The sequence below is a fragment of the Pseudomonas cerasi genome (assembly GCF_900074915.1).
In the GTDB taxonomy this organism is placed as follows: Bacteria; Pseudomonadota; Gammaproteobacteria; order Pseudomonadales; family Pseudomonadaceae; genus Aquipseudomonas; species Aquipseudomonas cerasi.
Genome location: NZ_LT222319.1, coordinates 4,834,259 through 4,848,710, shown reverse-complemented (window position 1 = coordinate 4,848,710; position 14,452 = coordinate 4,834,259). Strand labels below are relative to the sequence as shown.

The 14,452-nt window shown below is 60.6% G+C and carries 14 protein-coding genes; 7 read left to right on the top strand and 7 right to left on the bottom strand.

The genetic code is table 11. The annotated features are described in order from the left end of the window. Positions 1 to 192 precede the first annotated feature (192 nt). Together thiE and PCPL58_RS23955 are read right to left on the bottom strand one after the other, a co-directional pair. Positions 193 to 810, bottom strand: a complete 618-nt coding sequence (gene thiE / locus PCPL58_RS23960) for a thiamine phosphate synthase (protein WP_003368782.1) — start codon at positions 808 to 810, stop codon at positions 193 to 195. A gap of 23 nt (positions 811 to 833) precedes the next feature. Next, positions 834 to 1,631: a hydroxymethylpyrimidine/phosphomethylpyrimidine kinase gene (locus tag PCPL58_RS23955; RefSeq protein ID WP_065350604.1), complete on the bottom strand. Its 798-nt coding sequence runs from the start codon at positions 1,629 to 1,631 to the stop codon at positions 834 to 836. A gap of 365 nt (positions 1,632 to 1,996) precedes the next feature. Here PCPL58_RS23955 and PCPL58_RS23950 point away from each other — a divergent pair, with 365 nt between their 5' ends. From PCPL58_RS23950 to PCPL58_RS23935, 4 genes are all read left to right on the top strand, one after another. Next, positions 1,997 to 3,991, top strand: coding sequence for a sensor histidine kinase (locus tag PCPL58_RS23950; RefSeq protein ID WP_065350603.1), 1,995 nt, complete (start codon positions 1,997 to 1,999; stop codon positions 3,989 to 3,991). 122 nt (positions 3,992 to 4,113) lie between these two features. Further along, positions 4,114 to 5,763 (top strand): acyl-CoA dehydrogenase family protein, encoded by a 1,650-nt coding sequence (locus PCPL58_RS23945; protein WP_065350602.1) that lies wholly within the window; start codon positions 4,114 to 4,116, stop codon positions 5,761 to 5,763. Positions 5,764 to 5,815: 52 nt separating this feature from the next. Further along, positions 5,816 to 7,279, top strand: a complete 1,464-nt coding sequence (gene amn / locus PCPL58_RS23940; protein WP_065350601.1) for an AMP nucleosidase — start codon at positions 5,816 to 5,818, stop codon at positions 7,277 to 7,279. Between the two features lie 79 nt (positions 7,280 to 7,358). Continuing rightward, a complete protein-coding gene (locus PCPL58_RS23935) occupies positions 7,359 to 7,991 on the top strand; it encodes a pseudouridine synthase (RefSeq protein WP_003368776.1) in 633 nt (210 codons plus the stop codon). Between the two features lie 13 nt (positions 7,992 to 8,004). Here the strand turns inward: PCPL58_RS23935 and PCPL58_RS23930 are convergent, their stop codons facing one another. Next, positions 8,005 to 8,484 (bottom strand): Lrp/AsnC family transcriptional regulator, encoded by a 480-nt coding sequence (locus tag PCPL58_RS23930; protein ID WP_002555305.1) that lies wholly within the window; start codon positions 8,482 to 8,484, stop codon positions 8,005 to 8,007. A gap of 348 nt (positions 8,485 to 8,832) precedes the next feature. After that, positions 8,833 to 9,381, bottom strand: a complete 549-nt coding sequence (locus PCPL58_RS32460) for a hypothetical protein (protein ID WP_065351104.1) — start codon at positions 9,379 to 9,381, stop codon at positions 8,833 to 8,835. Here PCPL58_RS32460 and PCPL58_RS32455 point away from each other — a divergent pair. Further along, the gene (locus PCPL58_RS32455; RefSeq protein WP_003431673.1) at positions 9,325 to 10,044 is read left to right on the top strand and encodes a DUF6515 family protein; all 720 of its coding nucleotides are present in this window, start codon (positions 9,325 to 9,327) and stop codon (positions 10,042 to 10,044) included. The two genes, PCPL58_RS32460 and PCPL58_RS32455, sit on opposite strands and share 57 nt — an antisense overlap. 6 nt (positions 10,045 to 10,050) lie before the next feature. Here PCPL58_RS32455 and PCPL58_RS23915 read toward each other — a convergent pair whose 3' ends face one another. Together PCPL58_RS23915 and PCPL58_RS23910 are read right to left on the bottom strand one after the other, a co-directional pair. Next, positions 10,051 to 10,944 (bottom strand): cation diffusion facilitator family transporter, encoded by an 894-nt coding sequence (locus tag PCPL58_RS23915; protein ID WP_054081967.1) that lies wholly within the window; start codon positions 10,942 to 10,944, stop codon positions 10,051 to 10,053. Between the two features lie 25 nt (positions 10,945 to 10,969). Beyond that, positions 10,970 to 11,389, bottom strand: coding sequence for a hypothetical protein (locus PCPL58_RS23910; protein WP_003368770.1), 420 nt, complete (start codon positions 11,387 to 11,389; stop codon positions 10,970 to 10,972). Positions 11,390 to 11,676: 287 nt separating this feature from the next. Between PCPL58_RS23910 and PCPL58_RS23905 the strand changes: the two genes are divergently transcribed. Further along, positions 11,677 to 12,603: a Gfo/Idh/MocA family protein gene (locus PCPL58_RS23905; RefSeq protein WP_065350600.1), complete on the top strand. Its 927-nt coding sequence runs from the start codon at positions 11,677 to 11,679 to the stop codon at positions 12,601 to 12,603. A gap of 75 nt (positions 12,604 to 12,678) precedes the next feature. Then, positions 12,679 to 13,650: an alpha/beta hydrolase gene (locus tag PCPL58_RS23900; protein WP_065350599.1), complete on the top strand. Its 972-nt coding sequence runs from the start codon at positions 12,679 to 12,681 to the stop codon at positions 13,648 to 13,650. Between the two features lie 9 nt (positions 13,651 to 13,659). On the opposite strand, the gene PCPL58_RS23895 is transcribed toward PCPL58_RS23900, so the two are convergent. Next, positions 13,660 to 14,199, bottom strand: coding sequence for a DsbA family protein (locus PCPL58_RS23895; protein ID WP_065350598.1), 540 nt, complete (start codon positions 14,197 to 14,199; stop codon positions 13,660 to 13,662). Positions 14,200 to 14,452 lie beyond the last annotated feature (253 nt).

Below are 14,452 nucleotides of genomic sequence, written 5' to 3'. Positions count from 1 at the left end.
TTCAGGGTGGGCTGCTTTATTGGGTGGCATGAGCCAGAGAAGGCGCAGGAACACGCACTATATCAAATGAAGGAGGATCCACGTACTGGCTCGCGAGGGGGGCAGTGCAGGCCCCGAAAACAGAGCATTCTGAACCATCGCCTTCGCGAGAAGGCGAAGCGTCGCCCGTTTCTGGCCCACGACCATTCCGCTCTACAACAACGCCGTGAAAGCTTTTGCCCGGCGCGTCACTTCCTGAGTGTTTTCAGCGCCGAACAAGCCGTGCACCACGGCGAGCAGGTCGGCCCCGTGTTCAACCAGTTGCGGTGCGTTCTCCAGGGTAATGCCGCCAATCACCGCGATCGGCAGATGGACCCTGGCACGCACCTGAGCGATCAGGTCCAGCGGTACAGCGGGGGCGCCAGGCTTGGTCAGGGAATTGAAGAACCTGCCAAATGCCACGTACGTCGCGCCGTCAGCCTTGGCTTGCTCGGCCAGCTCCACGCGGCCATGACAGGTGGCACCGACAATCGCCTTGTGTCCGAGCAGGGCGCGGGCATCGGGCAGCGAGCCGTCGGACTGTCCCAGATGCACGCCCACCCCCAGCCGCGCAGCCAGCTCAGCGTCATCGTTGATGATCAGTCGGGTCTTGTAGCGCTCGCAGAGCTTGAGCAGTTCGGTCGCTTCACGCAGACGACGGGACTCGTCACTGTTCTTGTCGCGGTATTGCAGCAGCGTCACGCCGCCGTCCAGCGCAGCTTCGACATACGACAGAAATTTTCCGGACAGCAACTGGCTGTCGGTAATGGCATACAGGCCACGCAGTTTCATGAATCGACCCTCATGGCGATGTGTTACGAGCAAAAATCCAGCGGCAGCCGACGTGGCACGAATTGCCCCCGGCCCAACTGTTCGGCATCCCTCAGGGTCCGCCAGGTGTAGTCGAGTGCCGACTTCACCGCGCTGACCAGCTCTTCACCCTGGGCGATGCGCCCGGCCAGTGCGCTGGCCAGGGTACAGCCAGAGCCGTGGTAGCTGCCGGGCAAACGCTCGCAGACGAAAGTGTGGGTCCGGCCATCATGCAGGTACAGACGGTTATGGATCTGCTGCTCATCACCATGTCCGCCTGTGATCAACAGATATTCACAAAACGGCAGTAGTCTGTCAGCGCACTCGTCCGCAGTCCCTTCGGGAAGCTCGGCAAGGATGCGGGCTTCCGGAAGGTTCGGGGTGGCGATGGTCGACAGGGGCAACAGGCGTTCACGCATGGCGTAGCCGACCTCGTCCTTGCCCAGTCTGCCGCCGCCGCCAGCGCGTAGCACCGGATCACAGACCATGGGCAAATTCGGGTGGGCCAGAAGCAGTTCGACTACCGTATCGACCATTTCCAGTGACCCCAGCATGCCCAGCTTGACGGCTGCTACGCTCGAATCGTTGAGGACTGCATTGGCTTGCGCCATCACCCATTCGCGATCCAGCACGCGGAAATCACTGACGTTCACCGTGTCTTGCACGGTGAGCGCGGTAATCACCGGAGCGGCATGGCAGCCTTGGGCGAGCAGGGCTTCTATATCGGCCTGCATACCGGCGCCGCCACTAGGGTCGTGACCGGACAGGCAAAGGACTACGGGGCGGGAGCTATAGATATTCATGGTGCGCGAGCTTATCACTAAACCTTTCGCGGGCCGCTCGGGGTGCCGGTTTTTTCTTGCGGATCGAGCCCGATCGGTGACAACGGCAGGCTCGACAAAACCTTAAAAAGTACTCATGTTTGCCTTGCGGTCACCGATATAGAGCTATTGCCTTGATTTTGATCGCGATACTGTCTTTAAGCTATTAGCGGCTATGCTTGAGTGGCAAGGCTGACAAGTGACGGTTCGGGTCTTTACTGATGTCTGCCGGTACATGTGCACGTTCAACGGTCTGTTTGAATCATTAGCCTGTTTCAAGGATAGAAATTTGCGGGACGTCGTAATCAATGGATGGATTGAACGCGACGACCTACCTTGGGGCTTCAATGCGCTATCTGTTGATCATTCTGGCTCTTTGGCTGCCGTTGCAGAGTCATGCAGTCGAGTTTGATGAAAACACTCGTTTTCTGCCGTTGGGCCGTGCCATTCAGGTATTCGAAGACCCGACCGGCGAGGCGACCATCGAAAGCGTCAGCGCCGCCGCTCACGCCGGTGCCTTTCAGTCCGTGCCTGCCGGGACCTTCAACGCCGGTTATTCGCGTTCCGCCTTCTGGCTGAAGGTCGAGCTGACCTATCGCCCGACGGACGCCAGCATCCATAACGACTGGTTGCTGGAACTGGCCTATCCGCCAATGGACCACATTGATTTCTATGTCCCGGATGCCGACGGTAATCCCGGGCGGGTCTGGCAGACCGGAGACATGCTGCCGTTCTCCAGCCGCCAGTTCGCCCAGAACAACTACCTCTTCCAGCTGGACCTGCCGCCGGGCCAGGCGCGAACCCTGTACATGCGTATTCGCAGCGAAGGCTCTGTTCAGGCACCGCTCAACCTCTGGTCTACCCACGCGTATCTGGACGCTCAGCCCACCAAGGTTTACGTCTTCGGTCTGATCTACGGCGTGCTGCTGGGCATGCTGGTCTACAACCTGTTCATCTACCTCAGCGTTCGTGAGGTGGATTACCTGTATTACCTGCTGTATGTCGCCTCGTTCGGGCTTTATCAGATGTCGATCAACGGCGTCGCCATCGAATACCTATGGCCTGACAGCCCCTGGTGGGCGAATGCGTCGACCCCCTTCCTGATGTCGCTGGCGACGTTATTCGCATGCCAGTTTTCGCGTAGCTTTCTGGGCACCGCACAATTGAGCCGCTGGCTGGACCGGCTGCTGCTGGCGGTTATCGGCGCTGCCGTACTGGTCATGTTCATGGCCTTGTTCCTCAGCTACGGGCCGGCTCTGCGCGGTGCCACTCAGCTGGTCATGGCGGGCTCTCTGACGATCTACCTGGCGGGTATCGTTGCGGTCATCAAAGGCGAACGGGTCGGGCGCTACTTCGTACTTGCCTGGTCGGTATTCATGGTCAGCGGACTGATCTTCGGCTTGATGCTGCTTGGCTATCTGCCCAATACCTTCCTGACCATGTACGCCTCGCACATCGGCACGGTGCTGGAAATGGCCTTCCTGTCGATGGCGCTGGCCGACCGTATCAACCACGCCCGCAGGCAGCAGGCGCAAACCTTGCTGGCCGCCGGTCAGGATCTGGAGCGCCTCAACCAGCAACTGGCCAACAGCAACCGGCTGAAGGACGAGTTCCTTGCCACGCTCACCCATGAGCTGCGAACGCCGATGAACGGGGTGATCGGATCGCTGGAGGTCATGCAGACGCTGGACATGGACGACGAAGTCGAGATGTATCAGCAAACCGCCGCCAGTTCGGCACGCGACATGATGAGCATGATCAACGGTATCCTGACCCTCACCGAGCTGCAGGCCGGTGTGCTGTACGCCGACTGCGAGGCGTTTTCCCCCGAGGATCTGGCTGACAGGTTAGAGGAGCGTTTCAGCGGCGCGGCTCAGTCCAAGGGCCTGATATTGACGCTCGATCTGGACGATAAACTGCCGCCGAGCCTTCGTGGCGACGCGAGCAAGCTCTACCAGTGCATCGAGTGTCTGGTGGACAACGCGATCAAATTCACCCGGAAGGGCGCGGTGCAGGTACGTTTCAGTGGCCATCCGCAAGACCTGGAGCGCCTGTACCTGCGGGTCGAAGTGATGGACAGCGGTATCGGCTTCAGCCGCCTGGACGAAGCCCGGCTGTATCAGCATTTCTTTCAGGTCGACGGCTCCATGACCCGCGAATACGGCGGGCTGGGCATCGGACTGGCGATCTGCCGGAAACTGGTCGAGTTGCAGGGCGGCGAACTGAGTCATCGTTCCGAACCCGGCAAGGGCAGCTGTTTCACGCTGAGCGTGCCGATGCTGATGGTCGTGCCGGGCGCGGTGCGCAGGGCGCCTGAACTCAAGGCTCAATGGGGTATATAAGCGGCCTTATAGCGTCATCAGCTGAAAGCGCCGACGGTTAGGCGGCTACGGCACTTTTGCTAGGGCCGGGTGCGTGATTCACTGTGTGCATGTTGTGTGTGTACTCAGGCAGGAGATGACTCATGAACCTGAATCAATTCGCCGAAACCCACGAAGTCACCAATCAACCGCCGCCGCTGGACGGGGCAAACCTTTACCGTATCGACGTGCCACTTCAGGAATGGAGCAGGCGATTCGGGGCGGGCTGGGCGCAGTCGCGTATCGATGCCTACGGTTCGCTGGCAGGTGGCCCGCTGATGGCGGCGGGCTTTCTGGCCAACCAGCACAAGCCTGAGTTTGCCAGCCATGACCGTTACGGGCACCGCATCGACCTGGTCGAATTCCACCCGACGTATCACCAGTTGATGAGCACGGCCATCGAGCATGGCATCCCGTCGTTGCCATGGACCGATCCGCAGCCCGGCGCTCACGTGGCGCGTGCGGCCATGAGTTATTTGCATACCCAGGCAGACCCTGGCAGCGGCTGTCCGCTGACCATGACCTTCGCCAGCGTTCCTGCGCTCAGGCTGCAACCGGATCTGGCTGAAATCTGGCTGCCCAAGGTGCAGTCGACTGAGTACGATCCACGCAACGTGGGCATTGCGCACAAGCGTGGCGCGACCATCGGCATGGCCATGACCGAGAAGCAGGGCGGCACCGACGTGCGCGCCAACACCACGCGTGCGTTCCCGGTGGGAGCAGGCGGCCCCGGCCAGGCCTACGAGCTGGTCGGGCACAAATGGTTCTGCTCGGCACCGATGTGCGATGCATTCCTGACCCTGGCGCAGACCGACAAGGGCCTCAGCTGTTTTCTGCTGCCGCGCCATAGGCCGGACGACACGCGTAACGAGTTTTACATTCAGCGCCTGAAAAACAAGCTCGGCAACTGGTCCAACGCCTCCAGCGAAGTCGAGTTTCGTGGCGCGCTGGCATGGATGATCGGCGAAGAAGGGCGTGGCGTCCCGACCATCACCGAAATGGTCGCCATGAACCGTTTCGACTGCATGATTGGCTCCAGTGCCCTGATGCGTCAGGCGCTGACTCAGGCGACCCACCATTGCGCGTACCGTACGGTCAGTGGCCGGTTGCTCGCCGAGCAACCGTTGATGCAGAACGTGCTGGCTGATCTGGCACTGGAAAGCGAGGCCGCGCTGGCCCTGACCCTGCGGATGGGGCGCGCGCTTGATCACCTGGATGATGACCACGAAAAGCGTTTTGTGCGTCTGGTCACGGCAGTGGGCAAATACTGGATCTGCAAGCGCGCCCCGGCCATGATCAACGAAGCCGCCGAGTGCCTGGGCGGCGCCGGTTATGTCGAGGACAGCATTCTGCCCCGGTTGTACCGCGAAGCGCCGGTCAACTCGACATGGGAAGGCTCCGGCAACGTGCAATGCCTGGACGTGCTGCGAACCCTGTCCAAGGAGCCCGGCGCACTTGATGCGCTGTTCGACGAACTGGGCGACGGACATGGCGACCGGCAACTGGCGGCACATATCGGCAAGCTCAAGGCGGCGTTTCAGGACACCGGCGACATTCAGTACCGCGCCCGCCAACTGACCGAAGACATCGCCATCGCCTTGCAGGGCAAGTTGTTGCTGGAAGCGGGTAACGCGGCGGTCAGTGACGGCTTCATTGCCGGTCGACTGGTGTCTGGCGGGCGGGTGTATGGCGCTTTGCCCAAGGGTGTTGACGTAGAAACATTGCTGCAAAGGGCCTCGCCGCAGGTGGCATGAGCACGCGAACCCGTTACGATGCACGTCTGCAAGATCAGACAGGACATGAATCGTGACCCAAGCCTTTGTTGTTGTCGACACCGCCGAGCAGGCTGTAGAACGGCTCGCCGAGCTGCATGAACGCGCCACCAGTGCGCTGAGTCAGGCGCTCAAGCGCTACCTGAAAGACCGCGTTGAACCCACTGCCGAAGAGCGAGCGCAATTCAGCTACCCGGAACTGCGCCTGGTCTACAAATGCCAGGGCGAAGTGCCGGTCACCACGCGCGCCTACGCCAAGGTGCAGCTGCCGGGCACTTACAGCGTCACCGTCACGCAGCCCAAGGCCTTCAAAAAGTACCTGCTCGAACAACTTGTCCCGCTGATGAACGATTTCACCGTGACGGTCGAAGTCGGTATGAGCGAGCAGAGCATTCCTTATCCTTACGTGGTCGAGCAGGGCGATGAGCTGGCCGGCACGGGCGTCACCGCTGCGGCGCTGGCACGAGTGTTCCCGAGCACCGACCTGTCGGCTGCCACCGACGGCATTGCCGACGGCCTCTACGACTGGGCCAACGTCGATCCGCTGCCACTGGCGCTGTTCGACGCTGCGCGGGTGGATTTTTCGCTACGCCGTCTGGTGCATTACACCGGCAGCGACTGGCGCCATGTGCAGCCGTGGATTCTGCTGACCAACTACCATCGCTATGTCGACCAGTTCATTCTGCACGGCCTGGAACAGCTCCGCGAAGACCCGCGTTTCGTGCGCATGGTCCTGCCGGGTAACGTGGTGGTCGACAAGAGCATGGGCCAGGAAGAAGCCCAGGCCATCGTCGCCAGCGTGGTCTGGCACCGCTATCAGATGCCGGCCTACCACCTGATCGCCGAAGACGGTCATGGCGTGACGCTGGTCAACATCGGCGTCGGCCCGTCCAACGCCAAGAACATCACCGATCACCTCGCGGTGCTGCGTCCGCATTGCTGGCTGATGATCGGTCACTGCGGCGGCCTGCGTCAGTCGCAGACCATCGGCGATTACGTGTTGGCTCACGCCTACATGCGTCGCGACGGGATTCTCGACCGCGTACTGCCGCCCCATATCCCGATTCCGGCGCTTGCCGAAGTGCAACTGGCCTTGCAGGAGTCGGCTGCGCAGATTACCGGCGAGCGCGGCGAAGAGCTCAAGAAGCGCCTGCGCACCGGCACGGTGTTGACCTATGACGACCGTAACTGGGAACTGCGCTGGGCTCAGGAACGTCCGCTGATCAACCTGTCGCGCGCAGTGGCGGTCGACATGGAAAGCGGCACCATCGCTGCTCAGGGATATCGCCTGCGTGTGCCTTACGGCACGTTGCTGTGTGTATCCGACAAGCCGCTGCACAGCGAAATCAAGCTGCCGGGTTCGGCGAATGCGTTCTATGAGCGTGCTGTCAGTCAGCACCTGAAAATCGGCATCGCTGCGCTGGACCTGCTGCGTACCGAGGTGAACTCGCTGCACTCACGCAAACTGCGCAGCTTCGACGAGCCGCCATTCCGTTGATGGCTTGCCGTTAATAGATTGGTATTTGCACCAAGGGCCACTAAAGTGGCCCTTTCTGTTTTCCGATTGCCGAATTCTCATGTCCCGCACCCAACGCCCCGTTTCCCGCCGTCCTGCCTCCACACCGACAGGCACTGCCCGGCGTGTCGCCAAAGCGCCACCGGCCGAGCCCAGGCTGATCCTGTTCAACAAGCCTTTCGACGTGCTGACCCAATTCAGCGATGAGGAAGGGCGCGCCACGCTCAAGGACTTCATCAAGATCCCCGGCATCTATCCGGCCGGGCGTCTGGATCGCGACAGCGAAGGTTTGCTGCTATTGACCAACGACGGCCAGTTGCAGGCGCGCATTGCCGATCCCAAGCACAAGCTGGCCAAGACCTACTGGGTGCAGGTCGAAGGCGAGCCGAGCGATGAGCAGTTGCAGCAGTTACGCGACGGTGTCCAGCTCAATGACGGGCCGACCTTGCCCGCCGAAGCGCGGCGGCTCGATGAACCGCAACTCTGGCCGCGCAACCCGCCCGTGCGCTTTCGCAAGAGTGTGCCGACAAGCTGGCTGGAGCTGGTGATCAAGGAAGGGCGCAATCGGCAGGTGCGGCGTATGACCGCTGCCGTCGGCTTGCCGACCCTGCGGCTGGTGCGGGTCAGGATTGGCGACTGGACGCTGGAGGGCCTGGATCAGGGCCAGTACAGGGAAGTCGCCGCAAAACTGTGATACCGGTGCTGGCTCAGTTGCGCAGGTGAGTCAGCGGCATTTCGGTGCTGGCCAGCACTTGATTGAGGACAAAACTCGACTTGACGCTGGTCACGCCTTCGATGCGGGTCAGATGGCCCAACAGCAGCTTCTGATAGTGATCCATGTCCGGCACCACCACCTTCAGTTGATAGTCCGCGTCCATGCCGGTCACCAGGCTGCATTCCAGTACCTGAGGCAGGTTGCGGATCTGCTGCTCGAAGTTCTCGAAGCGCTCGGGTGTGTGCCGGTCCATGCCGATCAGCACGTAGGCGGTCAGGTTCAGGCCCAGTTTCTTGCGGTCCAGCAGGGCAACCTGGCGCACGATGTAACCGTCGTCTTCCAGTTGCTTGACCCGGCGCGAGCAGGGCGACGGCGACAGACCAATGCGTTCGGCCAATTCCTGGTTGGATATCCGTGCGTCCCGTTGCAATTCAGCCAAAATGCTCAGGTCGTATCTGTCGAGCTTGCTCACGATGCACCCCATTATCAATTCAATTGCGCTGGATTATTCATCTGAAGTCAAAAATTGCGCCAGTAATGTTTTAATCCGCAATATTAGCAATCTTCTGCCTCAGCCTCAGGCCTATTCTTTTAAACAGAATCACTGCCCGGACACAGCGTCCAGCGCGACCCGCCGAATCAGGCCAGTCGCGGCCTCCCACCCAACAGGGTGTGTCAGGCCCCCGGGCTACATACTGTCCAGAAGACGGCATGAGGTGAGCCAGCGTCAAAAGCGCTGCGCCAGGACGAAGTATCTCAAGGGGGCCATTTGGTCCCCTTTTCTTTGTCTGCTGATAAAGTGCGCAGAACGGCGCTACGCTTAAACAGTCTTAATGACGTCAACCCGCGCTCTAGTGAGGAAAGCATGAAATCTGGCATCTGGCAGTTTGCGGGTGTAAGTCTGTTGTGTCTGAGCATCAGTGCTCACGCGCTGGCCGACGAACGTGATGAACCTCCGCGCAATCCGCTTTACGGCAGCCCCGGTGAAAACGCGCAGCAGCGTCAGCAGCAGCAACAGCGTGCTCAAGAGCAGAACAATCAGCAGCGGCAGATCCAACAGCAGCAAAACCAGCAGCGCCAGGTCGAGCGTCAGCAGCAACAACTGATCAACCAGCAGCAGACCAATCAGCAACGCCAGATTCAGGAACAGCAGAACCAGCAGCGTCAGGTCGAGCGTCAGCAACAGCAGCAGATCCAGCAACAGCAGCTTCAGCAGCGCAACGTCGAGCGCCAGCAGCAACAGCAGATCGAGCAGCAACAGCGCGATCAGCAGCGCCAGATTCAGCAGCAGCAAAACCAGCAGCGTCAGCAGTTGCGCCAGGCTCAGGACAATCTGCCGATTCAGAGCGGCCCGAAAGAGGCGTGGCAAACCCAGCCGCCGCGTCAGGGCTATTACCAGGACATTCCACGCGGCAACAATCGCAACTGGCAGGCCGGTAACGGTCGCCCTAATGATCACTGGGAAGGGCGCCCCGATGGGCGTGGCAACGGCTGGGGACCCGGCCCGCAATATCGGCCTGGCTATGCGATAGATCGCGTACCGGGTGGCTACTCGCGTATTCCCTATCGTGGGCAGGACTATTACTACTCGGGTGGCTACTGGTATCGCCCGCAAGGCCCGCGTTATGTCGTGGTGACACCGCCCTACGGCGTGCGTGTCAGCAGACTACCGTCCTACTCTCAGGAAGTATGGATCGGCAGCAGCCTGCTGTTTCTGGCTGCCGGCACTTATTACGCCTACCAGCCGGACAGTCAGGACTATGTGGTGGTCAATCCGCCGCAGAACGAAGCCGTGTATCAGGCTCCGCCGGCCGAACAACAGGGCAATGGCTATGATCCGGTGGCCTACCCTACCAACGGGCAGAGCCCGCAGCAGGTCGAGCTGGATAAATACCAGTGCTACCGCTGGGCTGCGGAGCAAAGCGGTTTCGACCCGGCCAATGTCACCGGCCAGCCATCGCCTGACATGGTCGATCTGTATCGTCGCTCGATGGGCGCGTGCCTGGCGGGGCGAGGTTACAGCGTCAACTGATGCCGGTCAGGCACTGGCCTGCTTGACGACTTCCTGAGGGTCGGCGTGCACCAGCACTTCGGCCTTCGGGAATTGCTTGTGAATGGCGTCGGCCACCTGATCACAAATGGCGTGGGCGACCGACAGCGTCAGGGTGCCCGGTAGCTCAAGGTGCAATTGCACAAACCAGTGATTACCGGAGATTCGTGTACGCAGATCATGCGCCCCGAGCACGCCCGGCACATCGCACGCCAGTGCCAGCATTTGAGTGCTGACATCGGCCGGCAACTCCGCATCCATCAACACCGATATCGTTTCGCGGGCGATTTGAAAGGCGCTCCACAAGATATACAGCGCGATGCCCAGCCCAAAATACGCGTCCAGCTGTTGCCAGCCGAAATACGCCAGCGTCAGCGCCACCAGAATGCTGGCGTTAAGCAGCAGGTCTGAACGGTAGTGCAGCGAATCGGCGCGGATCGCTGCCGAGCCGGTCGCCTTGATAACCCGGTATTGCAGGGTGAGCAGCGCGATCGTCAGCGCGATGGAAACCACCATCACGACCATGCCCAGCAGCGGCGCGCCCAGCGGTTCGGGATTCTGGATGCGCTCGACCGCCTGAACGGCAATCAGCACACCACTGACGGTGATGAACAACGCCTGCGCCATGCCCGACAGCGCTTCCGCCTTGCCGTGGCCATAGCGATGATCGTCATCTGCAGGCCTAAGTGCGTAATGCACCGCCAGCAGGTTGAGGAACGAGGCGGCGCCATCGAGCAGCGAGTCGGTAAGACCGGCCAGCAGACTCACCGAACCGCTCAGCCACCAGGCAACGCCCTTGGCCAGGATCAGTGTCGTGGCAACTGCCAGCGAGGCCCGTGTCGCGAGACGCAGCAGTCGGGAATGTTCGGCAGTGGTGCTCATGACGCTTCCTTGAACGGAATTGATATCAGGCAGCCGGGACCAGACCCAGTGCTGCCAGTTGTTCGACACTGCCTTTGTGCTGGATCAGGCGTGGATCGTTCAACGGCAGGGAACGGCCCAGCTCGGTTTCAATGATGGCTTGCAGCTTGGTGTTGTCGACACTGCCGTCAGCCTTGAGCGCTTTTTGCAGCTTTTGCGGATCGATCTGCGCATGCTCGCCAGGCCCGTAATAGATCGCACCAGTGGCGAAGTCCACCGCAAACGCAATCACCCCTGGAATGATATAGAACAGCAGCGCGAAAGCATCCAGCGCCGCAATGGCCGGGTCAACCTTGCCATCGATCTGACCACGACGATCAGGATAGAAAATACTGCCGCAGGCCGAAATCTGAGTCAGCAACGTGGCGACCAGAACGCCACCGATCAAGCGAGAAGGAATGCGCATGGAAAGCTCCTGAGATGAAGAGGGCAACTATACAAGGCAATGACTGCAAGGCTAAGACTATTGAGTGATGGGGTGGTTCTGCGGCCGTTAAGTTAAACCAAATGGGATGCGGAGCCATCGCAGTGGTGGGAGTGAGCTTGCTCACGAAGGGCCCTGAACGGGCGCTGAAGATTATCGAAGGTGAGATCGGCCAGGAACACAGCTCCCGCGCCGATGCCCCTTACCGACCACGATTAACATCTGGTTTACTGTGCCGCACGATAACTACAAAAACTCAGGAGTCATGTATGCAACCGATTCGTCTCGGTCTGGTGGGTTACGGCAAGATTGCGCAGGATCAACACGTCCCGGCGATCCACGCCAACCCCGCGTTTGAGCTGGTGGCCGTGGCCACGCAAGGCCAGCCGTGCGCCGGGGTAGAGAATTTCAAATCCCTGGGCGAACTGCTTGCGAGCGGGCTGCAGGTTGACGCGATTGCGTTCTGTACGCCCCCTCAAGGTCGCTTTGCCCTGGTGCAGGAAGCGTTGGCGGCCGGCAAACATGTGTTGGTCGAGAAACCGCCGTGCGCGACCCTGGGTGAGACGATGGCGTTGGTGGCCCAGGTGCAAGAGCAGGGCGTCAGCGGTCTGTTTGCCTGGCATTCGCGTTACGCGCAGGGTATCGAAGCGGCGCGTGAGTGGTTGTCCACCCGCACCCTGCACAGCGTGCAGATCGACTGGAAAGAAGACGTGCGCAAATGGCACCCCGGTCAGGCGTGGATCTGGCAGCCCGGTGGCCTTGGCGTGTTCGATCCGGGCATCAATGCCCTGTCGATCGTGACCCACCTGCTGCCACTGCCATTGTTCGTCGAGTCTGCCGAACTGCGCGTGCCGAGCAATTGCCAGTCGCCTATCGCTGCGTCCATCAAAATGTCCGACACGCGCCATCTCGATATCCGCGCCGAGTTCGATTTCGATCATGGTCACGACGAGCTTTGGAGCATCGAGATTCGCTGCGCTGAGGGGACGTTGCGCCTGGACAAAGGCGGTGCAGTGTTGAGTATCGATGGCGTGCGTCAGGCTGTTTCGGAAGAGGGCGAGTACGCAGCGGTGTATCGCCACTTCCAACAGCTGATCGGCGATAAAGCCAGTGACTTGGACCTGCAACCGTTGCGGCTGGTCGCGGACAGTTTTTTCGTGGGCAGTCGGGCATCCGTTGAACCGTTCTACGACTAAAAGCCTCTCAGGTACAGGTGGGGGCAAACCGCGTTGCGCGCCCCTGCATACGTCAGCCTGACAAGAGAGCAGAAAGTGGACACAAAACAGCCTTGGCCTTCCAGTGAGCAGGAATTGGTAGAAGTACGACGGTTTAATAAAACCCTCGCGCGGATGCCGCGTTTCCAGATTCGCAATCGCGTCACGCCCCGGCTGATTCAGGCGCTGTTGCGTGCAGCTCAGATCGGCAGCGCCCTGAAACCGGGAGGCCATGACCTGCGCATCGAGAAAAGAACGGTCAGTTCGGATAACGTACCGGTGCCCGTGCGCATCATCCGCCCCAAAGGTAAACCCAAGGGCGTGGTGTTCGACATCCACGGTGGCGGATGGGTGATCGGTAATGCCCAGATGAACGATGATCTCAACGTCGGCATGGTCAACGCCTGCGACGTAGCCATTGTTTCGGTTGATTACCGACTTGCTGCAACAACCCCCATCGAGGGCCTGATGGAGGATTGTTTTTCTGCCGCCTGCTGGCTGTTGGGCAAAGACTGCGAGGAGTTTGCCGGCCTGCCGGTTATCGTGGTCGGCGAATCCGCTGGCGGACATCTTGCCGCAGCCACGCTTCTGAAATTGAAAAGCCGACCTGATCTGCTCGAGCGGATAGTGGGTACGGTGCTGTACTACGGCGTTTACGACCTGACGGGCACCAAGAGCGTGCGTACCGCAGGGCCGGAGACGCTGGTGCTGGACGGTCCGGGCATGGTCGGCGCCATGCGCGCGCTCACCCCCGACCGAAGTGACGATAAACGCCGCGAGCCGCCACTGTCACCGCTATATGGCGATTTGACCGGCCTTCCGCCCGCACTGATGTTCGTCGGAGAGATCGACCCGCTGCTGGATGACACTCTGCAAATGGCCGAGCGCTGGGCCAACTCGGCAGAGGTCGAAATGCACCTCATGCCCGAGTCGCCGCACGGCTTCATCCATTTCCCGACCACGTTGGCGCGCAAGGCGCTGGCGCGCAGCCGTGAATGGATCAATGAGCGGATCGGTGCGCTGGGTTGAGCCCGCTGCTCAACCCAACTCTGCGACCCACTTCGACACGGGGTCGCTACTGCTCAAGCCCGGCTGCACAAGACCGTCGATCATGAAGGTCGGCGAAACATGTATACCGTTCTGGCGAGCGTATTTGGCGTGCCATTTCACGGCCTGTTCAAGCTCGGGATTGGCGAATGCCTCCGCCAGCGCCAGGCCGCTGTAACGCTCGATGCGCGCGATGATGTCGTTGGGCGTCGCGTCCATGTTCGGGCCGGTGGCGTGGTGTTCGAACTCGAATTCTTCACGGTGCGACGCAACCGCCGTCATGACCGCCTTGGCGCTTTGCTTGCCGCCTTCAAGGGTCGCAGCCGCCAGAATGCAGCGCACGATGACACCCGAAAACATGTGCCAGGGCTGCGATTGCAGGCGGATTTTGACCGTGATCCTGTCTTCTCCGGCCTGAGCCAGCAGCTCATCGAGCTTGAAGAAGGCCTTGACCGAAAAGGGGCAGGTTGGCTCAAGGAAGACTTCGAACAGACGAGGTCCGTGGCCCCAGGAAAGTACGTCTGAATACATGGTCGTGTTGCTCCCGTCGATGGTTGTACAGAAAACGCGCCGGGCCGGTTGCCCGCGCCGGGCATGGTCACGAGAAGCATTCTCCCGGACACCTCTCGCTCCTCACGCAGAGCATTGGCGCGAGACAAACAGGCGCGCCGGGCTGATTGCCCTGCGCCGCGCATGGTCACGAGAAGTAATCTCCCGCACACCTCTCGTTCCTCACGCTCCGCGTGGGAATGCAGTTCGTGACGCTCCGCGTCACACATTGCAA